This window comes from Burkholderia sp. PAMC 28687 (assembly GCF_001577465.1).
GTDB lineage: Bacteria > Pseudomonadota > Gammaproteobacteria > Burkholderiales > Burkholderiaceae > Caballeronia.
This window is the reverse complement of record NZ_CP014505.1, coordinates 3,127,716-3,149,714: the sequence shown is the minus strand read 5'-3', so window position 1 is coordinate 3,149,714 and position 21,999 is coordinate 3,127,716. Positions and strand designations below refer to the sequence as shown.

Sequence of the window (21,999 nt, the reverse complement as noted above, 5' to 3'; positions counted from 1 at the left end):
GCCTTCTTATAGCGGTTTTCAAACGGCTATAAGTGAAGCAGGTTGGCCCGTTTCGCTTAACTACCCGTCGCTAGAACGAGCACCCAATCACGATATTGATGAACGTGACTAAACCCTTTTGCACGCGTTTCTTTCGCGTTGCATCCAGCCTCCTGTAACCCACGTATATAGCTCTGACGCGACGCAATTTCGCACTCGCGCCTTAAGGAGAAGATCCATGAAAAAGGCAATGCTGAGAATTGTGGTGACGGGCGTTTCGGTTGCTTCGCTGTGTGCTTCGGCTGTGGTATTCGCGCAAGGTGGCGGCAACGGTCAGGGCGGCACCGGCGGCGGAAATGCGCATGGCGCAGCGACGGCGGGAATGACGCATTGGGGCGATCCGGTATCGAGCACCAACAGTGTCACGTCCAGTACTACGCAAAACCCGGGAATGGACAAAAGCACGACCATGGACGCCATGGCACCTGATAACACTCCGGGCGCTTCCAAGACTGTGCAGTAATGCAAGGCGCGGGCTATTTATCGGCACCCGGCTTGGCATCGTAATCCAAGGACACAATTGCGCTTGAACTAAGCAACGGTATTCGGTTCCTATTTAATAGTACGGGAGACGATCACATGCTCAAGTCAATTGCATTTGCACTTTGTCTGGCTTCGCTGGGCGGCTGCGTTGTCGCGCCGGGTTACGGTTATGGCCAGCCTTACGATCCAGGCTACGCTGCGCCAGGTTATTACGGCTACGCGCCTGCATACAGCAGCGTTTATATAGGTGGCGGATGGGGCGGCGGTCATTACGACCGTGGTCATGGCGGTTATTGGGGTGACCATGGGCATGGTGGCGGATATGGCGGTCACGGTGGCCAATGGTCCGGTGGCGCGCATGGGGGCGGCGGTGGGCACGGAGGCGGCGGTGGAGGGCATCGGTAAATTCGGGTCAGCTTGAGCGGCTTTTGGTTTTCAGAGGTTGCCGCTCTTTGTGCGCGATAAGCGATAAACTTAGACCGAGATTACATAAGCTTTCTTCTGTCGCGTGCCTGGCTGTTGCTCAACCCGCCGTTTCGTTCTCAGCGCTGCCATCAATCAGAAACTTCGAGCGGTCCCTGACGTCCTTGATCCAGGCGGGTGGCCGAGCCCATCCGCTCCACGTAGCACCAGTCTTGGGATCACGATACTTCGCGGGCAGCTTGCCATTGCTCGTTGATTTCGCTTTGACGGATCGCGTTGCCTTGGGTTTTGCCGTCGATCCCGCCGGACGTCCACGGCGTTTCGCAGGCGATGAAGCGTGGGCTTCTATGTCAGCGGTCGTCAGACCGTGTTTGTCCATGAGCTTGCGGATATCGTTGAGGACCGTTTGATTGCGCTTTGTAATTAACGTCTCCTCTTGCGCTTTGAGTTTTTTCAGCTTGGCCTGAATCTGTTCAAGGGTAGGCATTTTGGGTTCCTTAAGAAGTCATTTTCCGCACTATGCCACGCGCTTACTCATTGCGGAAGCAATCCACCAAAGTTAAGGATTCCGTACATTAAATTATAAATAGATCAAAAACCGCTTGACACACCTCAAAAAGCGCGTCGCGCAGTGAGATTTTTTCCTCATTGGCGACCATGTCTCTTCCCGCTTTTTTTACCGATCTTGCCGCGCGATTGCAGTCGGCCGAGTTTCTCCAAATAGCCCGGCATTCCGAACATCCCGGCGCGTTTACGCGTCATCGCAAGTTGCCCTTGCCCTCTCTGGTCGCGTTACTACTCACCGGCATGCGCATGAGCGTACAGGCTGAACTCGATGTGTTCTTCGCCCATCTACGGCAACAAGCGCAGCTGGTGCGCCACGTCTCTGAGCAAGCCTTCGCGCAAGCGCGCGCCAAGCTATCCTTGCGCGCCCTCCCGCAGCTCAACGACTGGGTGATCGAGCGCGCCGAACATTATGGTTTTATACCGCGCTGGCGTGGTTTGCGACTGGTCGCCGCCGATGCCTCCACCATGCGCTTCGGTCTGCGGGCCAGCCATGTCAAGCGCGCGGCGCTGGCCGATCAAATCGCCTTTGGCCTGTTTCTCCCCGGCGCCGAATTGATGCTTGCCGCCTCGCTGCACAGCGTTCATGAGCGTGGCGAGCGGCAGATGTTGTTCGAACATCTCCATCGCCTCTCCAGCACCGATTTGCTGCTCCTCGACCGAGGCTATCCTTGCCGCTGGCTGGTGGCCGTGTTGAACCAGCTTCAACTTCCGTTTTGCATGCGTGTCGATTCCTCCGGGTTTGCTTGCGTGCGCAAATTCCTGCGCTCCGGACTGCTGGAACAGATCGTCACGCTGGGCGCTCCCAATTGCCGCGACGCGCGCGACTACGAGTGCCCGCGCGAACCTCAAACGGTGCGCCTGGTCCGCCACGTCGCCCCGAACGGCAATGTGCGCGTCCTGATGACCACCTTATTCGACTCGGTACGCTTTCCCGCCAGTTGCTTCGGTGACCTCTACCATCAGCGCTGGCGAATAGAAGAAGCATTCAAACGACTCAAGCATCGCCTCAATCTAGAACACGTCTCCGGTCTGTCCCAGCAGGCCGTCGTACAAGATGTCGCGGCCAAGGTCGTGACCGACAACTTGCAGGCATTGACCACGCTGACCGCCCACTGCCACGCCGAACTGCCCGCATCACAGCGCATCAACCGGGCCTATGTCCACACCGCCCTTAAGCCTTTGCTGCCCGCGTTGCTGCTCGGGATGAAGGTCGAAAAACTACTCCATAACGTGCTGCGCCTGGTCGCTCAGCAGACCTATCGTCATCAAGAAAATCTGTCAAAACCACGCAGCAAGAAACCGAAACCCCATAAACCCATGACCCAAAAACATTGTTGATGAAATGTTCTTTTCTTAACTTCGGTGGATTGATTGCGGAAGAGACTCAAACTGTCTTGATTTTAATTGCCAATGTATCTGCGGATTCGTTGCGTTTATTTGCAGATACTGAAGACAAGGTTAGTTGCGCGCTGTGAGCACTTGATTCTTTGGATTCATAGATGGCAAGACAGCAGCGACCCGCTGAACGCGGATCGCTGGAAACGGCTTAGTGTCGGCTTAGTACCGGCTCAGTACCGGTGAGCCGGCGGACGGTGACGCGGCGGCGGCCGGTGATGGTGATGCCGCGGCGGCGGAATTGGACGGCAGCGCCGCACATAATGACCATGAACCCAGACGCGCCGGCATTCCTGACGCGGCCGTGCACTTGCCTCTGTTGGCACGATCGCACTTGCGGCCGCGATCAATAAAACTGCGGCTAAAACCTTACGCATGATTGCTCCATGAAACGCAGCGCAAAACGCGCTGCCATTCGCCGATAAAACATCGCGGCTCAAGTGTTGTTTTTTATTTCTTCGGAGCTTTAGCGGCTGCCTTTGTCGCTTTAGCTGCTGGCTTCGGCACCGCCTTCCCGGGAGGCTTTGTGTCGGCGGCGGTTTTGGATTTTGCCGCGGCCTTCTTGGCCGGCTTGGCCGGCGCTTCGGCTACAGCCTTTGGTTTCTTCTCAGCTGCATCCGCGGCCTTGGGCTTTGCGGCTTTCTTGGCGACCGGTTTGCTTGCCGCTTTGGGTTTGGCTTTCGGCGCGTCGACGTGATCCGTATTAACAGGCGCCGCGTTCAATTTGGTCCGCGTAGTCTTCTTGGCAGGCGCACCACTTGCGCTATCCGCCGATGTCTCGCGTTCAAGGAGTTCGCGCGCTCGTTGCCAATACTCGTCGGAGCGTCCATGTGGACGGCCATCTGCTTCCCACAGATGATAAGCCTGCAGACGAAGGCGTTCTTCCAATGATTTATTTTCCATTCAGTTAACCATGACGGGATAATCGTGCATTTATGTTACAGGAGCAGCATTTTGCTTGTGTGATGTTTCTCTTTAGCAATGAGCATTCCATGCGCAGACATTTTTGCTTGATAGCACGGCAAAGAGACGCTTTAAAGTCAGAGTTACCGGATATGGATGACCAGATCGATACCCCTCTCCCGCCAACCTAAACAGCCTTAGAATCCGACAAAAGCGCAGGGTCCGGAGACGCAAGATGGAGCATGCCTATTTCAAGTTGCTGCATGTCCTGGCCGGCCACCCAGGGTGGGCGCTGACGGTCGTCGTGCTCGCGTCATTTTTTGAATCGATAGCGTTCATCGGCACATTCATACCCGGCAGCACGGCAATGTTCGTGGCCGGCGCGCTGGTCGGTACCGGCGTGCTCAATCTTGGCTGGGTTTTTGCATGCGCCATCGCGGGCGCGGTTGCCGGCGACGCCGCCAGTTACTGGTTCGGATGCCGCTACAAGAACAGCATCGCGCAATTGCGGCCGTTTCGAACGCATCCCGGCATGCTGGCGGCTGGCAAGCGCTACTTCGAAAAGCATGGCGCCAAGAGCGTGATCTTTGCACGGTTCATCGCGCCATTGCGTGCGGTCGTGCCCGTGGTCGCCGGCATGCTAGGCATGCCCTCGACCCGCTTTCTCGCAATCAACATTCTCTCCGCGCTGATATGGGCGCCTTTGCATATCCTGCCTGGCGTTGTCTTCGGGGCATCGATAGAACTTGCGGGCGCCGTATCGTTCAGGCTCGTCGTCCTGCTCGCGATCGCGGTCGCGGTGACCTGGCTCACACTCAAGCTCACCACGCTGCTCGTGTCCCATGCGCGCGCCTGGACCGACACGTCGCGGCGCAACGTGCTCGACTGGGCGCGTCGCCATGACCGGGGTTTCGCAGGGCGCGTGGTGCTCGGCGTGCTCGATCCGAAACATCAGGCCGCGGCGCTCATTGCTGTCATCTCCGTGTTGTTGCTGGTGTCGGCGAGCGTGTTTTTTTCCACGCTGCACGACGTGTCGCACGGCGATCCGCTGGTTCAGGTCGACGTATCGGTGTACCGGTTCCTCCAGGCCTTCCGGTCGTCATGGGGCGATGCCGTCCTAGCCGTGTTCGCGACGCTTGGCAGCGTTCCGACGCTCGGCGCGCTTACCGTGCTCGTGGTCGTGTGGATGGCGCTCGAGCGTCGATGGCGCACCATGGCGTACTGGCTGACCGCCGTTGCCTTTTCACAATTGCTGATCCTCGCAATCCAGATCACGACCTTGCATCCGCTGCCGGGCGAAATCGCGTCCGGGCTGCGCGCATTTCCAAGCAATCACGTTGCGGCGAGCGTCGTCATTTATGGATTCCTCGCGTTCCTGATCGCGCGCCGGGTGGGGATGGTCGCGAGAATCCTCACCGCGATGGCAACCGTCGCCATCCTGTTTTCAGTCGCGTTCGCGGGCGTCTACTTCGGCAACTTTACGTTCTCCGATGCCGTCGGTGGCGCCGCACTGGCGGCGACATGGGTCTTCCTGATCGCGCTGACCGCCGTGTGGCGGTATCCGGCGAAACCGCCCGCGCGTCCGGCGATGCCCATCATCGTTCTGACGCTGGTTGGCTTGAGTGTCGCGTTGCAATCCAGCGCGAGCATTCAAGCGACGGGGCACGAAATAGCGCCGGCGCCGACGAAGGTAACGGCGATGCAATGGACCGATACCGTATGGCGGACCTTTTCTTGCTATCGATCCAGCATGGATGGCGACCGGCGAGAACCGATCACCATTCAATGGAGCGCAACGGCCGCGCAAATCAGCGCGCAACTGAAGGATCGAGGATGGACGGAAGGCACGCATCTAACAGCCCGCAGCGTGTTGTCTCTGGTGTCGCCAACTGCCACGGCGACCGAGTTGCCCGTGCTGCCGCGTCTGAACAACGGCGAACCGTCGGCGCTCGTCTTCACGCGTGCGCACCTGAGCGCGGACGAGCGCGACGTCCTGCGCTTCTGGCCGACGAACTTTGTGGTCGAGCATCATGGAGGCCAGTCGCCCACGCCCATCTGGCTCGGTGCGCTGGTTCACGAGCGGCTCGTGCGTCCCACGTGGCCGTTCAATGTCTTGCGACCGGACAAAGGCCTTGCGTCGATGATTGCAACCCACAACGATACATCGCCGTGGCACGACCTGGAGGTCGCGAGAAGCGCCGGTTGCGGTGGCATTCCGGTCACGCTGGTTGCATCGGAAGGACATTGAACGCGCCGGTTGCGACGCGCGTGTCGCGTAATGAAGGGTTTTGGGAGGCGGCCACTTGATTCAGATTCCACCGTCGGCGATCACCACCTGGGGCAGCGCCGTGGTCTTCGTCAACGTGCTCGTGACGCGGCTTGGCGTGCCATTGCCGATCATCCCGGTGCTTCTGTTTGCGGGTTCTGCGATCGCGGCCGGTCTTCTCGCGTTTTCGCACGTGTTGCTCGCGGCCGTGGTGGCGGCGTTGATCGGCGATTTCGCGTGGTTCTCGGCGGGGCGCATCTACGGCGCGCGTCTCACGGATTTTTTCTCGCGCCGCTCGCTTTCCGTCGATGCAAGCATCCGCACCACACGCAGCCTGTTCGAGCGCTTTGGCATTGCTATCGTCGCCGTGGCGAAGTTCGTTCCGGGACTCGCGCTCATTACACCGCCGCTGATGGGCACGACCGTGATTTCGCCGGTCAGGTTCGTTGCATGGGATGCGGTCGGCACGATCGTATGGGCTTCATTCTGGTTGCTGGGCGGCGCGCTTTTCGAGCAGCAACTTGCCATGCTGCTGATGGTGTTGCGGCCATACGGCGCGTCTATTCTCGACGTCCTCGCAGCGGCGGCGCTTCTCTACTTGATCTATCGGTTCGTGCTGCGCTGGCGCATCAGGCGTTGGCTGCGCCGCAGAGTCGTTACGGCGCGCAAGCTGGATGGCATGATGAAATCGGCTTCGCCGCCCTTGATCATCGATGCACGCAAGCACGCCGATCGCGACGAGCAGAGCGTGCGGATTCCGGGCGCGAGATTGCTCGATCCGGACTCGCCCGGAACCATCGACAGATCGCTTCGGGCAAGCGCGATTGTTGTGTACTGTTCCCATTCCAACGATGTCACCGCCCGCAGAGTCTGCCGCCGCTTGCGCGCGAAGGGTTTTGTGAATGTCCGGGCGTTGTACGGCGGGCTCGACGAATGGGTCCGGCGCGGCTATCCCGTCGAACCATTGCCGCTTGAGTTCGGTGAGATGGATTCGTCGATGGTGCGGTCTTGAATATTTGAGTTACTCGGGAAACGGCAACTTGGTTTGTCCTTGCGCGCGCATGCCGAAGGTGTTCAGCGTCATTGCAACGAGCGCGTAGTAGCCGAGCAAGCCGACGAGGTTGATCACGGTTACGTGCCCGAAGCGCGCCACCGCCTGATCGAAGGTCGCGTCCGTGACGCGCTTTGTTTCGAAGAGCTGCGTGGCGAAATCGAAGATGAGGGCGTCGTCCGCGTCTTCGAAAACGGGCGGCCGGTTGTCATGGATGGCATCGGCGATCGCGGCCGGAAGACCCGCTTCGAGCGCAATCGGATAATGGATATACCACTCTGCCTGAGACTGCCAGCGCGCCGCGGTAACCAGAATGGCAAGCTCCGAAAGCCGAAGCGGCAAGCCCGTTTTGTATCGGCAGAACGCGCCGAGGCGTTGAGCGTGCTGCGCCAGTTCCGGACTATGGATCCAGCCGAGAAACGGACCGTTGAGATTGCCGCGAGGACCGGAAAGGATTTCATCGAGCACGGCTTTTTGCTCGTCGGTCGCGAGGGCTGGATCGAACTCGGGAAGGCGGGTTGTCATGGCTGGCTCCATTCCTATCCATACATATGTGGGGATGCGCCAACTGCACGCGCGTGGCTAAATACAGTCAACGATGCGACGGGGACAAACTGACATCAGCTCAGGAAAGCATCGGAGTATCGGGGAGCAGCAAATCCGAGGGGAGAGGTGGCGTGTGCCGGCGGCTGGACGTGGCGAGACGTCCTGTCGTCGGCGGCGCTGCTCATGAACGCTCGAGTTTGCTTAAATATGCAATGCAAATCTCAGTTGCCGCTCGCGCCCGGTTCCCAATACACATTCAATCCCATCAATTCGGTCAGCGTTTGCGCTGCGGCTTTCATCCGTTCGCCGACTTCGTTCATGGCGGGTACCGGCGCATTATCGATCCGTTCTATAAACGGCGTCGTCAACGTGGCAATCGCGTGACCGGTTCGTCCGAACACCGGGTAGGCAAGATTCTTCACGCCCCTGACTTGCCGGCTCGGCATGCGAGCGTGTCCGCGTTCGCGGATTCGCGCGAGATCGGCGGCGAGCTGCTTTGCATCGACGGGAAGTTCACCGTCTACCGGAACGTGGAGCTTCAACATGCGCTTTCTTTCAAGCTCCTCCTGGAACGCCATGAGGACCTGACCCGAAGCGGTATCGGTCATGCCGATCAACGTGCCCACCTTCAACGAAAATCCAAAACGTTCCGGGCTTTCCACGCCCGCGACAATCAACACGCGGCCGTCCTGATACACGCATAGATGGAACGACTGCCGCACGTCGTTGGCGAGTTGCGTCATCAAGGGCAGCGCGGTAGTCACGAGCGATCGAACCGGCTGATGTCTATGCGCGAGCTGGAAAAGCAAGAGCGACAACACGTATCGATCGCCTATCGCGAGGAGATATCCGCGCGCTTCCAGCGTCACGACCATGCGAAAGATTTCCGCTGTAGTGCGCCCGAGCGTCTTGCCGAGATCCGCCAGCGACAACCCCTCCGGATGACCCGCCAGCAATTCGATGATGTCCAGCCCCTTCTCGAGCGCCGGCGCCGAATATCGCGTGTTGTCCAAGATCCCTCCAAAGTTGTGCGTACCTGCGTGGCGTGATTGTAGACCGGGAAAAGCGGCATCTCCGGCCGAAAACGCGCGCATGCGATCCTCGGGAAAACACCGACGTAAATTCATCTATGAAAGACCGTTTTATCTTTAAAATGATTTGCATCGGTGGAAAACGAGTCCGCGAGATGCGCGGGACATGCTGACGCCGGTCGACAAACGAGGTAACGCTGATGGCTGAAGTGGCATTCAAGCAGGTGCAGAAATCGTTCGGCGCCGTGCAGGTGTTGAAGCAGATCGACCTGACGGTCAAGGACGGCGAGTTCCTCGTGCTCGTAGGACCAAGCGGTTGCGGCAAGTCGACATTGCTGCGCGCGCTCGCCGGGCTGGAAGGCGTGACGCAGGGGCGGATTCTTATTGACGGACGCGTGGTCAACGACCTGCCGCCGAAGGATCGCGACATTGCGATGGTGTTCCAGAACTACGCGCTGTATCCGCATATGAGCGTGCTGGAGAACCTCACGTTTGCGCTGAAGTTGCGTGATCTGAAACCCGATGAAATCGCGGCGCGCGCCAATCAGGCCGCGACCATACTCGGGCTTCAGGATCTGCTTGGACGTTATCCGCGGCATTTGTCGGGCGGCCAGCGTCAACGGGTGGCAATGGGGCGCGCAATCGTCCGCGACCCGAAGGTGTTTCTCTTCGATGAACCCCTGTCCAACCTCGACGCCAAGCTCCGCGTGCAAATGCGCGCGGAGATCAAGGCGCTGCATCAACGTCTGCGCGCAACGACGGTCTACGTGACGCACGACCAGATCGAGGCAATGACCATGGCGGATCGCATCGTGGTGTTGAATGGCGGCGTGATCGAGCAGATCGGCGCGCCGCTCGAACTCTACGATGATCCGGACAACCTGTTTGTGGCGAGTTTCATCGGGTCGCCTTCCATGAACTTCTTCAAAGGCAAATACGAATTGCAAAGCGATGGAGCGCGCGTACGTATTGGTGATTTCTCGTTGCAAGTGCCGGTCGTCAACGCTCGCGATGGACAGGACGTAACGGTCGGCGTGCGTCCCGAACATCTTCTGGTGGCGGATGCCGGTGGCCTTCCATTCAATGTGGACGTGGTGGAACCGACGGGTGCATCGACTGAATTGTTCGGCACCGTCGCGGGACAACGTTGCTGCGTGATCGTGAACGGACGCCTGCCGCTCAAGCCCGCACAGAACGTCCGGCTGGCCGCAGAACTCGACAACACCCTGATCTTCGATACCGACACCAGCCGCAGGCTGCGTTGAGAACCAAGCGAAGACATATAACAAAGGAGATGCATCATGCGCCAGGATTCAATGAAAACCGCAGTGAAGATCGCCGTATCCATGCTGGCTTTGGCGGGACTGGTCGCCACGACTGGAGCACGCGCCGATAACGAATACAAAGGCTATACGCTACGCGTGAAGCTGATCGGCGGCGTGCAATACGAAGCGCTTTACACACGCATTCCGTTGTGGGAAAAAGAGACCGGCGCTAAGGTGGAGATCATCTCGCGCAAGAGTCACTTCGAGCTGGATCGTGAATTGAAGCAGGACATCGCTTCGCAACATATCGACTATTGCGTGTCGTCGAATCATACGAACTTCTCCGCGCAATATCCCATCTTTCGTGACCTCAAGGGCCTGTTCCCGGCAACCTATCTTTCGGCGTTTGCGCCCGCGTTGCTGAAGCAGTCCGAAGTCAAGGGCCAGCTCGTACAGATTCCGCGATCAACGGACATCGAAGCGCTTTACTACAACAAGACCGCATACGCCGATCCCGCCAATCGCGATGCATACAAGAAGAAGTTCGGGCAGGACCTGGCGCCGCCAAAAAACTTTGCCGAGTTCACGCAGCAAGCGACGTTCTTCACCAAGGCGCCGAACTTCTATGGCACGCAATTCCCGGGTAAGGACGAAGCGCTGACAGGCACGTTCTATTCATTGCTGGTTGCCAACGGCGGTCAGCTATTCGATGCAAAAATGAAGCCGGCATTCAACTCGCCAGCTGGCGTGAAGACCCTCGACTGGTTCGTGAACCTGTACAAAACCGGCGTGGTTCCAAAGGGCGTTCCGAGCTACGTCTGGGACGATCTCGGCAACAACTTTGCGTCGGGCAAGGTCGCGCTCGATCTCGACTGGCCGGGATTCGCATCGTTCTATAACGACCCGAAGACGTCGAAGCTTGCTGGAAATGTGGGCGTGGTTCGTGCGCCGTTGGGTGCTGCGAACAAGCGCCCAGGGTGGTCCGGCTCGCACAGCTTTTCGATCACCAAAGTGTGCGCACGGCCTGATGTTGCAGCGAGTTTTATCCAGTTCCTGACGAGCAAGGATTCGCAACTCGTGGAGGCGCGGCTCGGCTCCATTCCTTCGCGCGTGGATGCGCAGCAGGCCATCGTGCAGGAGTTCAAGGCCAAGGACGATCACTTCATGGCGGACGCGGTGGCGACGTTCAGCCAGGCCGCGAAGGAAGACTCGTTCACGCCGCCGCGTATTGCGCAGTGGAACGAAATCTCCAACGCGTTGTGGCCGGAATTGCAGAAGGCGATCATCGGCGATGAAACCTCGCAGCAAGCGCTCGACAAAGCCGCGAAGAAAGTCGCCGACATCATGCAGGACGCGGCGGACCAGTAACGCTCGACCAAACATCATCAGGCTTTCGATGCAATCCAACACGCCTTATTCGATCGGCGGCGAACCCGCTCTGGCAACACCGCGCTGGCGCATTCCGCTGCCGATCAAGCTGCTTCTGCCCGCGTTCCTCGCGGTCGGACTGGTGGTCGTGCTGCCGCTGCTGTTCTCGTTTTATACGAGCTTCACGGCGTATCGCCTGACCGATCCCGACACGCTGTCGCACTGGATTGGCTGGCGCAACTACGAACGCGCGTTTGCGAACGGGGACTTCTGGGCCGCCTTCGGACGCACCATCTTGTTCCTCACCGTCGCGTTGAATCTGGAACTCGTGCTCGGTCTCGGCGTCGCGCTGTTGCTCAATCAAGTGACGAAAGGGCAGCGCGCGTTGCGCACGGTGATGATGTTTCCGATGATGTTTTCGCCCGTGCTGGTTGGCTTCCAGTTCAAGTTCATGCTCAACGACAGCACGGGCATTGTGAACAACCTCATGCAGACGTTGTTTGGCGCTAAGTCGGCATTCCCTTTCCTGGTCGATGCAAACTCGGCGCTTGCATCTTTGATTGCGGCGGAGGTCTGGAACTCCACGCCGATCTTCGCCGTGATCCTGCTCGCGGGTTTGATGGCGTTGCCGAAGGACCCCATAGAAGCATCGAAGGTGGATGGCTGCACGTCATGGCAGACCTTCCGTTATGTGACGCTGCCTTACCTGATGCCGTTCATTTATATATCGATGACGATTCGTTCACTCGATGTCGGCCGCGCTTACGACATCGTTCGCATCATGACGAACGGCGGCCCAGGCGGACGCACCGAGTTGCTCTGGACGATGGTCGGCCGAATTGCTTACGACGATTCACGCATGGGTTACGCAAACGCGATTGCGTATGTATCGGTGCTCGTGTCGATCCTCTTCACGCTGTACTTTTTCCGCAAGCTGAGCGGTGCGCGCAAACACATGGGGCCTGCCTGACACTATGAGCGATATGGCAATCAAGGGCGCGTTCATGCGCAAGTCGGCAATGTGGTTTGGCGTGTTCATCGTCATGGCCGTCATCTGTCTGCCGGGGCTTTGGGTCGTGCTTAATGCATTCAGATCGAACGTGGCGATTCTTTCCAATCAGTCGCCGTTCGCGGGTTCGAGCTACACGCTCGATAACTTCAAGAGCATGTTTGGTTACGGACAAATGGCGTCGCTGCCCATCAGCCAGTACTTCGTCAATTCCGTGATCATCTCGTGCGTGAGCACGGTCGCAGCGCTCGCCGTCGGTGTACTCGGCGGCTATGCGTTCGCGCGTTTCGACTTCAAGCACAAGAAGGTCATGTTCGTCACGCTCATGCTGACGCGCGCCATTCCGGGCATTGCGTTGTCGTTGCCCATCTTCATGCTATGGGCATGGACAGGTCTGCTGGACACACGCATTGGCGTGATCCTGGTTTATCTCGCGATGAACGTGCCGTTCACCGTCTGGCTTATCGACGGCTTCTTTCGTGAAGTGCCAATCGAGTTGTCTCAAGCCGCGCAGATCGATGGCTGCAATCGCTGGCAAGCCTTCTGGCGCATCGAGTTGCCGCTCGCAAAAAGCGGCATTGCATCGGCGGGGATCTTTGCGTTTCTCACGAGCTGGAACGAGTTCGCGCTCGCCACGCAGTTATGCCGAAGCCCCGATACAAAAACGCTTCCAGTCGGGCTCATGGATTTCACCGCGCAATTTTCGGTCGATTGGGCCGGCATGTGCGCGATGGCGGTGATCATCATCATTCCGGCAATCGTGCTGACCTTCATTGTGCAGAAACATTTGATCGCGGGGCTGACGCTCGGCGGCGTCAAAGGCTGACCGAATCGGTTGAACCCAGGCTTTAGAGGAAACAGGAAATGGCAACTATCGATACCGTCGACATCCGTCAGGTCGATCTTCAACCCAAGGTCAAACGCACGGACGCGATCCAGTCGTTCGTGGTCCAGGAAACCGTGCTCGTCACGATCCATTGCAGCGATGGCAGCACGGGCACGGGTTATACATACACCATCGGCACGGGCGGGTCGTCGATCGTCGCGTTGCTGCACGACCATCTCGTGCCGCAACTCATCGGAAGAAATCCATCGGAATACGAAGCAATCTGGCGTGACCTGTTTTTTCATACGCACGCAACGGCCGTCGGCGCGATTACGAGCCTGGCGCTCGCCGCTATCGACACCGCGCTGTGGGACCGCAATACGCGCGTGGCGAACGTGCCGTTGTGGATCGCGGCGGGCGGCGCGAAACCGCGCACCCGCACGTATTCGACCGAGGGCGGCTGGCTGCATTTATCGGCGAAGGAACTCGTCGATCAGACCCTCCAGGCACGCGACGCCGGTTTTCACGGCGCGAAGATCAAGGTCGGCCGGCCGCATCTGGCCGAGGACATGCGCCGGCTGACCGCCGTGCGCGAAGCCATGGGCGATGATTTCGAAATCATGGTCGATGCCAACCAGGGTTTCACGCTGTCCGAAGCCATCCGTCGCGCGAATGCTTTCGAGCCGCTGCGTCTTGCGTGGCTCGAAGAACCGATGCCCGCTGAAAACATCGCCGCGCATCAGCGTCTGAACGCGGCAAGTTCAACGCCGATTGCGGTTGGCGAATCGATGTATCACCCGGGGCAGTTCGGCGACTATCTTAAAGCGGATGCCTGCTCGATCGTGCAGGCGGACGTGGCGCGCATCGGCGGGATCACGCCGTGGCTCAAAGTGGCGCATCTCGCGGAAACCATGAACGTGTCGATCTGTCCGCATTTCCTGATGGAGTTGCACGTGAGCTTGTGCGCGGCGGTGCCGAACGCCACGTGGCTTGAATACATTCCGCAACTCGACTCATTGACGGGCAAGCAGGTTCGGATCGAACACGGCTACGCGGTTGCGCCGATGGAGCCGGGCATTGGTATCGATTGGGATTGGGACGCCATTCAGGGAACGCAACGCACGCATGTTCGTGTGGACGCCCGCGCGGCCGCCTGAAGATGAGCGCGTCCATTACACGCCATTGCCTGATGCTCGATCTGCGCGATGACCCTGCGGTCATCGCGCAATACGATGCTTATCACGAAGCTGTCTGGCCCGAAGTGCTGGACGCGTTGAAGGCGTCCGGGATTGTCGATATGACGATCTGGCGGCGCGACACGCGGCTTGTGATGCTCATTGAAACGGAGCCGGATTTCGGCTTCGGCAAACTCGTGGCCGGTCCCGATGCTCATCCGCGGGTGACCGAATGGAACGCGCTGATGGGAAGTTTTCAGAAGCCGCTGCCGAATGCAACGACCGGGGAATGGCAACCAATGAAACTGGCGTTCAACATGAACGCGCAGATGAGAGACGCGTGAAGCTCAGGCAATGTGCAGGATCAGCGAGAAGAGCCCGACCGCGAGACCCACGCCGCCGATAAGACAACCCGCCACCACGCACAATCGCCAAAGCGTTTTCATTTTTTGCGGACTCAAAAAAGAAGGCCGCTAGGCGGCCTAAGAGGGGTACAACAGGGGGGTCATGTGGCTACTGTAAGCGGCGATCCTTAAGGCAACATTAAGCCGCGCTCGCGGCGCCGTGCACGCCTTACCCAATCCTTTCCTGCAATGAAAAAGCCGATGCCGGGTGAACTTGTAGTCCATCCGGCATCGGCGTTACCGCTTCCTACGTTTTGCGTTAGTCGCGGATGTGGGTCACGCTGACGATCGCGATATCACGCAATTTCATCGAGCTTAGTTATGCGAGTACAGCGACTGCGTAGGGTTCGCACGAACTCGGCTGCCCGATTGCGATTGCGTGTCCTGCACGCCACCGTACGACTTGGCATCAGCGGCCGATTGTGCGTTTTCAGCGGCAACGGTTTGCGCGCTTTGGCCGCGCTGCGAGGCGGGTGCGCCGACCGTCGGGTTATACGACGGTGCCGGGCCGTAGCCGCTGCTTGCGAATGCGGGTGCAGCCAGGGCTGCGGAAGTGGCGATCAACAACGTGGCGATAAGGTTCTTTTTCATGATGCGCTCCGATATTTCGTTGTAAGGGGCGCAGTGGCTGGTTTGTTCTGCTCACTGCGTCGATGAAATGCAGTGTATACCCTTACTATCGATTTATTGTATTCGATAGGCGCAAATCAGTTTTCGGGATAGACGAATAATGAGGTGACCGGATACGCCTACAAATCTAGCCGTGGAGCGTCTCGATGATCGCCGCCGTTATCCCGCTGCGGCCGTACGACGCCCTCTCGATCATTCCGACAGTACGCAGGATCGGCGGGTGCGCAATTGGAATCAACCGCAGCGACGGGTCTGCCTGCCACCCTGCGCGATGCAGCTCCGGCAATACCGTCACCCCAACGTTCTTCCTGACCAGCGCCGCGATCGTTTCGATGGAGTTCAGCTCCAGATACTCCTTCACCGCCAGCCCGAGCGCCGTAAGCGCCTGATCCACGACCACGCCGGTGCGCACGCGCCGGTCGAACCGCAAGAACCCGTTCGACGCCAAGATGCGCTGCGGATCGGTATCGGTGATTTCGCGGCTGACGACCAGCATCAGCCTCTCCGTGTAAAGCGGCGTCCATTTCAGCGTGTCGGACAGCGTCTGGTCGGGCCGCGCCACCACGGCGGCGATATCGACTTCACCTTGCTCGACCATCACCGTGAGTTCGTCCGACCGCGCCGATAACAACCTAACATCGAGCCCCGGGTGCGCGGTCTTCAGTTGCGCCACGCCCAAGGACAATGCGCCGATCACCGATACCACCGCGCCAATCGCGACCGGTCCCTGCATGGAATCCGCGGGTGTGGCTTCAAGCTCGTCGAGCAGATCGAGGATCTGCTCGACCTTCGATCGGATTTCGCGGCCCTGGCGGCTGAGCACGACCTGCCTCGCGCTGCGATCGAAGAGCTGCCGCCCGAGCGCGTGTTCCAGACCGCGCATCTGCAGGCTGACAGCCGCCTGCGTGAGCGCCACCTTGTCGGCGGCGGCGGCAAAAGAGCCAGTCCGAGCGACCGCGCGAAAGGTCTTCAGCATCCGGATAGTGGGCATCGGCGTTACTCAAGTAAATTTTAAGTGTCGAAAAGAAAGTTTAATATTTCCTGATGCATCGCGCCCGACATAATGATGATGAAAGTTTGGTGAAGAGCATCCCCTATGTCGTGCAGCGGAGTATTGAAATTTGTCGACGTCGAATCAGCCGCCTCTCAATCAGCCCACGAAAATTCCCGTACTCGAAGTCAGCGGTTTCTCGCTGAAATTCTCGCGCGCTGTGAATGTGCCGAATCTCGTTGAAAATGTCTCGTTCTCGGTGAATGCGGGCGAGACGCTGTGCATCGTCGGGGAATCGGGTTGCGGGAAAAGCGTTACGTCGCTGGCCATGATGGGTTTGCTGCCGAGCCCGCCGGCGAATATCGTCGCGGGAAAAGCGCTGTTCGACGGGCGCGATCTCTTCAAGCTCACCGAACGCGAACTCGCCAATATCCGCGGCAACCGCATGTCCATGATCTTCCAGGAGCCGATGACATCGCTCAATCCGGCGTTCACCATCGGGCATCAGATTGCGGAGTGCGTGCAGCGGCATCGTGGATTGAAGGGTGCGGCGGCGCGCAAGGAAGCGCTGGAAATGCTGCGCCTCGTGCGCATTCCCGCGCCTGAAAAACGGCTCGACGCGTATCCGCACGAACTCTCGGGCGGCATGCGTCAGCGGGTGATGATCGCGATGGCGCTCGCCAATCGCCCGCAACTGCTGATCGCCGATGAACCCACGACTGCGCTCGACGTCACCATCCAGGCGCAGGTTCTCTTGCTGGTGCGCAACCTGCAGGCCGAAACCGGCACGGCGATGGTCCTGATCACGCACGACCTCGGCGTGGTCGCGGAAGTCGCGGACCACGTCGCCGTGATGTACGCGGGGCGAATCGTGGAGTACGGATCGGTGGATGAAATCTTCGATGACCCGCAGCATCCGTACACGATCGGTTTGATGGGCGCGATTCCATCGGTGGGAAAACGCGAAGGGGCGTTGGCGACGATTCGCGGCTCGGTGCCGTCGCCCGAACAGATGCCGAAGGGGTGCCGCTTCGCGCCGCGCTGTCCGTTTGTGGAGCAGCGGTGTATCGATCAGGCGCCGCCCGACAAGACGATCGACGGTTCGCATCGCGTGGCGTGCTGGGTCGCGCCGGTCGAGACCGTCGCCTTGTATGACGAGGCCGCCGCATGAACCCGCCGATCATCGAAGCGCAGGAACTCACCAAACACTTTGGCGGCACGCGCAGCATGTTCACGCGCGCGCCGACCGTCTACGCCGTGAACGGCGTCTCGTTTTCCGTGCAGCAGGGTGAGACGTTTGCCATCGTCGGCGAATCGGGTTGCGGGAAATCGACGCTCGGGCGCCTGTTGCTGCGCCTGATTGACAGCACCGAAGGACGCGTGATGTATCAGGGCAAGGACATCACGCATCTTGGCACCGAGCCAATGCGGCGTCTGCGCCGCGAGATGCAGATCATCTTCCAGGACCCGTTTGCATCGCTGAATCCGGGCATGACGGTGGGCCAGATCATCGGCGAGCCGATTGCGTTGCATGGCCTCGCGAAAAGCGCGGCGCGGCAGGAACGCGTCGCCGAGTTGCTGCGTACGGTCGGTCTGCAACCCGGTTACGCCGAGCGTTATCCGCACGAGTTTTCCGGCGGCCAGCGACAGCGGATTGGCATTGCTCGCGCGCTGGCGGGCGAGCCGAAATTGATCGTGGGCGACGAACCCGTGTCCGCGCTCGACGTCTCCGTGCAGGCGCAAGTGATCAACCTGCTCGAGTCGCTGAAGCAGAAACTCGGCCTTACGCTGATCATGATCGCGCACGATCTCGCGGTGATCCGCCATATGAGCGACCGCGTCGCGGTGATGTATCTGGGTGAGATCGTGGAGATGGCGGACGTCGACGATCTCTTCGATCAACCCTTGCACCCCTACACACAAGCATTATTGCAGGCGATCCCGGCGAGCAGTCCGCGTCAGCGCCGTAGCAAGGCATCGCTCACGGGTGACTTGCCGAGCCCGACTTCTCCGCCTTCCGGTTGCCGTTTTCATCCGCGCTGCCCGCATGCAAAAGCACGTTGCGCCGACGAACAGCCGGTCAACGAAACTCGGCCGGACGGGCATCGCGTGGCCTGCCACTTCTGGCGCGAGATCCAGAACGCGGGCGGTGGCGCGCCGCTTGTTTCCATCGTGAGTCCGAAGCTGACCGAGCGGCTCGCGGTGTATCGGCAGCGTCAGACGGCTGTCGATGGCGCGCTCAAAGAACATTCGAATACACGATAAAAACGGGGAATTCCAGATGCGCAAACTTCTTTTGGCCGCGACGCTTGCGGCAAGCACGAGTGCTGCGATGGCTCAGACAAGCTCGACTATTCGTATTGGTCTGCAGGACGATATCGGCACGCTCGATCCGGCGCGAAGCAGCCAGGTGGTCGACCGGATCGTGTTCAGTTCGCTGTGCAATTCGCTGGTGGATATTGGCCCGGATCTGAAGATCGTGCCGATGCTCGCCACCTCGTGGAGCATGAGCGCCGACAACAAGACACTCACGTTCAAGTTGCGGCAGGGCGTCAAGTTCCACGACGACGAACCGTTCAACGCCGCCGCCGTGAAGGCGAACCTCGACCGTTCGCGCTCCATGCCGGCGAGCAATCGCAAAAGCGAGCTGGCATCGATCGATCATGTGGATGTTGTCGATGCAAACACCGTCGCCATCGTTCTGAAGGCACCCGACGCCGCGCTGCTCGCCACGCTCACCGATCGCGCCGGCATGATGCTCGCGCCGAAGACGCTGACCGACGACGCCGGCGTGTCCACGCATCCGGTCTGCTCGGGCCCGTACAAGTTCGTGCAGCGCGTGCAGAACGACCGCGTCGTGCTCGAGAAATTCGCGGGCTACTGGGACGCCGACAAATACCCGATCCAGAAGGTCATCTTCCAGCCGATTCCGGACAGCACCGTGCGTCTTGCGAACCTGCGTTCCGGTTCGCTCGATATGCTCGAACGTCTTGCACCTTCCGACGTGGCATCGGTGAAAAGCGACAAGAACCTCAACTTCATTTCGATGAGCGGCTTAGGCTTCTACGACCTCACGTTCAACGTATCGAACGGCGCGCGTGCCCCGAAGGCGTTCAAGGACAAGCGTGTACGCGAGGCGTTCGAATTGGCGATCGACCGCGATGCGATCAATCAGGTCATCGGCGGCGGCATCTTCGCGCCGATCAATCAGGCGATCCCGAAGAACAGCCCGTACTTCGATGCATCGCTGAAGACCACCAAACGCGATATCCCGAAGGCGAAAGCGTTGCTCAAGGCGGCGGGTTTCGAGAAGCTCGACGTGGAGCTGACGTTCGGCAATAACACGGTATCGAACCAGATGGCGCAGATGTTGCAAGCCATGTTGTCCGAGGCCGGCATCAACCTGAAATTGCGTCCGACCGATTACGCCGCGGCGCTCAACGCATCGACCAAGGGCGACTTCGAATTGCTCTATCTCGGCTGGTCGGGCCGCACGGACCCGGATGGCAACCTGCATCAGTTCGTGACCTGCAAGGGCAATCTGAACTACGGGCGTTATTGCAATCCCGACGTCGACAAGCTGCTCGACGATGCCCGCGTGAAGTCGACCGTCGCCGATCGCAAGACGGCCTACGATGCCGCGCAAAAGATCCTGGCCGACGAAGATCCGATCATCTATCTCTACGCACAGCCGTGGCCGTACGCAATGTCGAAGAAGGTGCAGGGCTTCACGCCATACCCTGACGGCTTGATTCGTCTGCGCGGCGTAAGCATCAAGGGATAAACCGTTCATGTTGCGAATCATCGCCAACCGTGCGCTCGTCGCGATCCCGACACTGATCCTGGTGTCGATGATGATCTTCGGCCTGCAAAAAATGCTTCCCGGCGATCCGGTTCTGGCGATGGCCGGCGAGGACCAGAATCCGCAAGTCATCGCAACGTTGCGCCTCAAGTATCACCTCGATGAACCCGTGCCCGTGCAATACGCGCTTTGGGTACGGGACATCTTTCATGGTGATCTGGGCGCGTCGTTGCGTACCGATGTTCCCGTGACAAAGCTCATCGCGCAGAAGTTGCCGGTGACGCTGCAGCTCGCCGTCATGGCGATGATCATCGCAATCGGGATCGGCATTCCGCTCGGGGTTTTATCGGCGGCGAACAAGGGCAAGGCGCTCGACTACGGCGCGAATATTCTCGCGCTCACCGGCATGTCGATACCGAATTTCTGGCTCGGGATCATTTTGATTTTTGTGGTGTCGGTGAAATGGCAGTTGTTGCCGTCGTCGGGATACGTGTCGCCTGTCGAGGACTTCTGGCTGAGCATCAAGACCATGTTGATGCCCGCGTTCGTGCTCGGCGCGGCGCTCGGCGCGCAGTTGATGCGGCATACGCGCAGCGCAATGCTCAGCGTCTTGCGCAGCGACTACATTCGTACGGCGCGTGCGAAGGGGTTGTTGAAAGGCACGGTGGTCGTGAAGCACGGCTTTTGCAACGCGTTGATTCCCATCGTCACGGTGCTTGCGTTGCTGTTCGGCGAGTTGCTCGCGGGCGCCGTGCTGACCGAGCAAGTGTTCACCATTCCGGGCTTCGGCAAGCTGGTTGTCGATGCAGTTTTCAATCGTGATTACGCCGTGGTCCAGGGCGTGGTGCTGGTCACGGCGGTCGGGTTTATCGTGGTGAATCTGTTCGCGGATGTTCTGTACATCCTCCTCAATCCGCGCTTGAGGAGAAGCTGATGGCGACAATCGTGGAAACTGCCTTGCCGCGTAAGCGCAACCGCGCGCTCGGCCGCTTCATGCGCAATCGCGCGGCCGTTGCGGGCGCGGCGATCGTGCTGCTCGTGATTCTCGTTGCGGTGTTTGCGCCGTGGCTCTCGCCCTACGATCCCATTCAGGCGAGTTTCATGACAGTTCGGCAGGCACCCTCGGCGAGTCACTGGTTCGGAACCGACGAACTCGGCCGCGACGTCCTCACGCGTTTGCTCTGGGGCGCGCGGGCTTCGTTGCTGGCGGGCGTGGTATCGGTGGGAATCGCCGTTGTGATCGGCGTGCCGCTGGGATTGCTCGCGGGCTACTTCGGCCGGTTCGTCGATGGCGTCATCTCCCGCTTTACCGATGCCCTGCTGTCCATCCCGTTCCTGATCCTCGCCATCGCGCTGGCGGCGTTCCTTGGCCCAAGCCTCACCAACGCAATGATCGCCATTGGTGTCTCGGCCATGCCGCGCTTCGTGCGCCTGACACGTGGCCAGGCAATCAGCGTCAAAGCGGAGGATTATGTGGAAGGCGCGCGAGCGATCGGGCTCGGGCATTTCCGCATCATCGTCCGATACATCTTGCCGAACGTCCTGCCGCCGATCATCGTGCAGGCGAGTCTCACCGTCGCCATGGCGATCATTGCCGAAGCCAGCCTGTCGTTCCTCGGGCTTGGGCAATTGCCGCCGGCGCCTTCGTGGGGATCGATGCTGAACACCGCGAAGGACTTCGTGAGCCAGGCGCCCTGGATGTCGATTTTCCCGGGCATTGCGATCTTTCTCGCGGTCCTCGGCTTCAATCTTCTCGGCGACGGACTGCGCGACGCGCTCGATCCGCGCGAGCTTTGAACACTGTTGAACCGCAACACCTTCATTA

Annotated in this window: 21 protein-coding genes and 1 pseudogene; 16 read left to right on the top strand and 6 right to left on the bottom strand. The window is 59.5% G+C overall.

Features of this window, described 5'->3' with window-relative positions; genetic code table 11:
- The first annotated feature begins 217 nt into the window (after positions 1–217).
- Together AX768_RS32805 and AX768_RS32040 are read left to right on the top strand one after the other, a co-directional pair.
- A complete protein-coding gene (locus AX768_RS32805) occupies positions 218–502 on the top strand; it encodes a hypothetical protein (RefSeq protein WP_086381735.1) in 285 nt (94 codons plus the stop codon).
- Between the two features lie 116 nt (positions 503–618).
- Complete coding sequence (locus AX768_RS32040) at positions 619–927, top strand: hypothetical protein (RefSeq protein ID WP_082778843.1); 309 nt, start codon at positions 619–621, stop codon at positions 925–927.
- Positions 928–1,066: 139 nt separating this feature from the next.
- Here the strand turns inward: AX768_RS32040 and AX768_RS14740 are convergent.
- Positions 1,067–1,432, bottom strand: a pseudogene (locus AX768_RS14740) (H-NS histone family protein); the annotation flags it as partial.
- 170 nt (positions 1,433–1,602) lie between these two features.
- Here AX768_RS14740 and AX768_RS14735 point away from each other — a divergent pair.
- A complete protein-coding gene (locus tag AX768_RS14735; RefSeq protein ID WP_062000554.1) occupies positions 1,603–2,850 on the top strand; it encodes an IS4 family transposase in 1,248 nt (415 codons plus the stop codon).
- A 507-nt stretch (positions 2,851–3,357) separates the two neighbouring features.
- On the opposite strand, the gene AX768_RS33700 is transcribed toward AX768_RS14735, so the two are convergent.
- A complete protein-coding gene (locus AX768_RS33700; protein WP_062000553.1) occupies positions 3,358–3,810 on the bottom strand; it encodes a DUF2934 domain-containing protein in 453 nt (150 codons plus the stop codon).
- A gap of 235 nt (positions 3,811–4,045) precedes the next feature.
- Here AX768_RS33700 and AX768_RS14725 point away from each other — a divergent pair, with 235 nt between their 5' ends.
- Together AX768_RS14725 and AX768_RS14720 are read left to right on the top strand one after the other, a co-directional pair.
- Positions 4,046–6,058, top strand: coding sequence for a bifunctional DedA family/phosphatase PAP2 family protein (locus AX768_RS14725; RefSeq protein WP_062000552.1), 2,013 nt, complete (start codon positions 4,046–4,048; stop codon positions 6,056–6,058).
- Positions 6,059–6,113: 55 nt separating this feature from the next.
- Entirely contained in the window at positions 6,114–7,088 is a 975-nt protein-coding gene (locus AX768_RS14720; protein ID WP_062000551.1) for a VTT domain-containing protein, read from the top strand.
- 9 nt (positions 7,089–7,097) lie between these two features.
- Here AX768_RS14720 and AX768_RS14715 read toward each other — a convergent pair whose 3' ends face one another.
- Positions 7,098–7,652 (bottom strand): carboxymuconolactone decarboxylase family protein, encoded by a 555-nt coding sequence (locus tag AX768_RS14715; RefSeq protein WP_062000550.1) that lies wholly within the window; start codon positions 7,650–7,652, stop codon positions 7,098–7,100.
- A gap of 242 nt (positions 7,653–7,894) precedes the next feature.
- The gene (locus AX768_RS14710; protein ID WP_062001015.1) at positions 7,895–8,686 is read right to left on the bottom strand and encodes an IclR family transcriptional regulator; all 792 of its coding nucleotides are present in this window, start codon (positions 8,684–8,686) and stop codon (positions 7,895–7,897) included.
- A gap of 218 nt (positions 8,687–8,904) precedes the next feature.
- Here AX768_RS14710 and AX768_RS14705 point away from each other — a divergent pair, with 218 nt between their 5' ends.
- Genes AX768_RS14705 through AX768_RS14680 form a run of 6 tightly spaced genes read left to right on the top strand, consistent with a single transcriptional unit; the run spans position 8,905 to position 14,691 of the window.
- Entirely contained in the window at positions 8,905–9,969 is a 1,065-nt protein-coding gene (locus AX768_RS14705; RefSeq protein WP_062000549.1) for an ABC transporter ATP-binding protein, read from the top strand.
- Between the two features lie 36 nt (positions 9,970–10,005).
- Positions 10,006–11,337, top strand: coding sequence for an ABC transporter substrate-binding protein (locus AX768_RS14700; RefSeq protein ID WP_082778841.1), 1,332 nt, complete (start codon positions 10,006–10,008; stop codon positions 11,335–11,337).
- Positions 11,338–11,365: 28 nt separating this feature from the next.
- Positions 11,366–12,307 (top strand): carbohydrate ABC transporter permease, encoded by a 942-nt coding sequence (locus AX768_RS14695; RefSeq protein WP_062000547.1) that lies wholly within the window; start codon positions 11,366–11,368, stop codon positions 12,305–12,307.
- Between the two features lie 13 nt (positions 12,308–12,320).
- Entirely contained in the window at positions 12,321–13,172 is an 852-nt protein-coding gene (locus tag AX768_RS14690; RefSeq protein ID WP_375507460.1) for a carbohydrate ABC transporter permease, read from the top strand.
- A gap of 38 nt (positions 13,173–13,210) precedes the next feature.
- Positions 13,211–14,329 (top strand): mandelate racemase/muconate lactonizing enzyme family protein, encoded by a 1,119-nt coding sequence (locus AX768_RS14685; RefSeq protein ID WP_062000546.1) that lies wholly within the window; start codon positions 13,211–13,213, stop codon positions 14,327–14,329.
- Between the two features lie 2 nt (positions 14,330–14,331).
- Positions 14,332–14,691: an L-rhamnose mutarotase gene (locus tag AX768_RS14680; RefSeq protein ID WP_062000545.1), complete on the top strand. Its 360-nt coding sequence runs from the start codon at positions 14,332–14,334 to the stop codon at positions 14,689–14,691.
- Between the two features lie 375 nt (positions 14,692–15,066).
- Here the strand turns inward: AX768_RS14680 and AX768_RS14675 are convergent, their stop codons facing one another.
- Both AX768_RS14675 and AX768_RS14670 read right to left on the bottom strand, forming a co-directional pair.
- Complete coding sequence (locus AX768_RS14675) at positions 15,067–15,342, bottom strand: hypothetical protein (protein ID WP_062000544.1); 276 nt, start codon at positions 15,340–15,342, stop codon at positions 15,067–15,069.
- A gap of 166 nt (positions 15,343–15,508) precedes the next feature.
- Positions 15,509–16,372: a LysR substrate-binding domain-containing protein gene (locus AX768_RS14670; protein WP_062000543.1), complete on the bottom strand. Its 864-nt coding sequence runs from the start codon at positions 16,370–16,372 to the stop codon at positions 15,509–15,511.
- 130 nt (positions 16,373–16,502) lie between these two features.
- Here AX768_RS14670 and AX768_RS14665 point away from each other — a divergent pair, with 130 nt between their 5' ends.
- Genes AX768_RS14665 through AX768_RS14645 form a run of 5 tightly spaced genes read left to right on the top strand, consistent with a single transcriptional unit; the run spans position 16,503 to position 21,971 of the window.
- A complete protein-coding gene (locus AX768_RS14665) occupies positions 16,503–17,543 on the top strand; it encodes an ABC transporter ATP-binding protein (protein ID WP_062000542.1) in 1,041 nt (346 codons plus the stop codon).
- Positions 17,540–18,637, top strand: coding sequence for an ABC transporter ATP-binding protein (locus AX768_RS14660; protein ID WP_062000541.1), 1,098 nt, complete (start codon positions 17,540–17,542; stop codon positions 18,635–18,637). Before AX768_RS14665 ends, AX768_RS14660 begins: the two co-directional genes overlap by 4 nt.
- A 16-nt stretch (positions 18,638–18,653) precedes the next feature.
- Positions 18,654–20,156, top strand: coding sequence for an ABC transporter substrate-binding protein (locus AX768_RS14655; protein ID WP_062000540.1), 1,503 nt, complete (start codon positions 18,654–18,656; stop codon positions 20,154–20,156).
- A 7-nt stretch (positions 20,157–20,163) separates the two neighbouring features.
- Positions 20,164–21,108, top strand: a complete 945-nt coding sequence (locus AX768_RS14650) for an ABC transporter permease (protein ID WP_062000539.1) — start codon at positions 20,164–20,166, stop codon at positions 21,106–21,108.
- Positions 21,108–21,971 carry an ABC transporter permease gene (locus AX768_RS14645; protein ID WP_062000538.1) on the top strand — a complete coding sequence of 288 codons (864 nt, stop codon included), beginning with the start codon at positions 21,108–21,110 and terminating at the stop codon, positions 21,969–21,971. Before AX768_RS14650 ends, AX768_RS14645 begins: the two co-directional genes overlap by 1 nt.
- Positions 21,972–21,999 lie beyond the last annotated feature (28 nt).

Bases quoted from the DNA above. Each gene is read 5' to 3' on its own strand.
- AX768_RS33700 (WP_062000553.1), bottom strand. From the start codon at position 3,810: ATGGAAAATAAATCATTGGAAGAACGCCTTCGTCTGCAGGCTTATCAT.
- AX768_RS14715 (WP_062000550.1), bottom strand. From the start codon at position 7,652: ATGACAACCCGCCTTCCCGAGTTCGATCCAGCCCTCGCGACCGACGAG.
- AX768_RS14725 (WP_062000552.1), top strand. From the start codon at position 4,046: ATGGAGCATGCCTATTTCAAGTTGCTGCATGTCCTGGCCGGCCACCCA.
- AX768_RS32040 (WP_082778843.1), top strand. From the start codon at position 619: ATGCTCAAGTCAATTGCATTTGCACTTTGTCTGGCTTCGCTGGGCGGC.
- AX768_RS14660 (WP_062000541.1), top strand. From the start codon at position 17,540: ATGAACCCGCCGATCATCGAAGCGCAGGAACTCACCAAACACTTTGGC.
- AX768_RS14645 (WP_062000538.1), top strand. From the start codon at position 21,108: ATGGCGACAATCGTGGAAACTGCCTTGCCGCGTAAGCGCAACCGCGCG.
- AX768_RS14675 (WP_062000544.1), bottom strand. From the start codon at position 15,342: ATGAAAAAGAACCTTATCGCCACGTTGTTGATCGCCACTTCCGCAGCC.
- AX768_RS14680 (WP_062000545.1), top strand. From the start codon at position 14,332: ATGAGCGCGTCCATTACACGCCATTGCCTGATGCTCGATCTGCGCGAT.
- AX768_RS14690 (WP_375507460.1), top strand. From the start codon at position 12,321: ATGGCAATCAAGGGCGCGTTCATGCGCAAGTCGGCAATGTGGTTTGGC.
- AX768_RS32805 (WP_086381735.1), top strand. From the start codon at position 218: ATGAAAAAGGCAATGCTGAGAATTGTGGTGACGGGCGTTTCGGTTGCT.
- AX768_RS14700 (WP_082778841.1), top strand. From the start codon at position 10,006: ATGCGCCAGGATTCAATGAAAACCGCAGTGAAGATCGCCGTATCCATG.
- AX768_RS14670 (WP_062000543.1), bottom strand. From the start codon at position 16,372: ATGCCCACTATCCGGATGCTGAAGACCTTTCGCGCGGTCGCTCGGACT.
- AX768_RS14705 (WP_062000549.1), top strand. From the start codon at position 8,905: ATGGCTGAAGTGGCATTCAAGCAGGTGCAGAAATCGTTCGGCGCCGTG.
- AX768_RS14685 (WP_062000546.1), top strand. From the start codon at position 13,211: ATGGCAACTATCGATACCGTCGACATCCGTCAGGTCGATCTTCAACCC.
- AX768_RS14735 (WP_062000554.1), top strand. From the start codon at position 1,603: ATGTCTCTTCCCGCTTTTTTTACCGATCTTGCCGCGCGATTGCAGTCG.
- AX768_RS14695 (WP_062000547.1), top strand. From the start codon at position 11,366: ATGCAATCCAACACGCCTTATTCGATCGGCGGCGAACCCGCTCTGGCA.
- AX768_RS14650 (WP_062000539.1), top strand. From the start codon at position 20,164: ATGTTGCGAATCATCGCCAACCGTGCGCTCGTCGCGATCCCGACACTG.
- AX768_RS14655 (WP_062000540.1), top strand. From the start codon at position 18,654: ATGCGCAAACTTCTTTTGGCCGCGACGCTTGCGGCAAGCACGAGTGCT.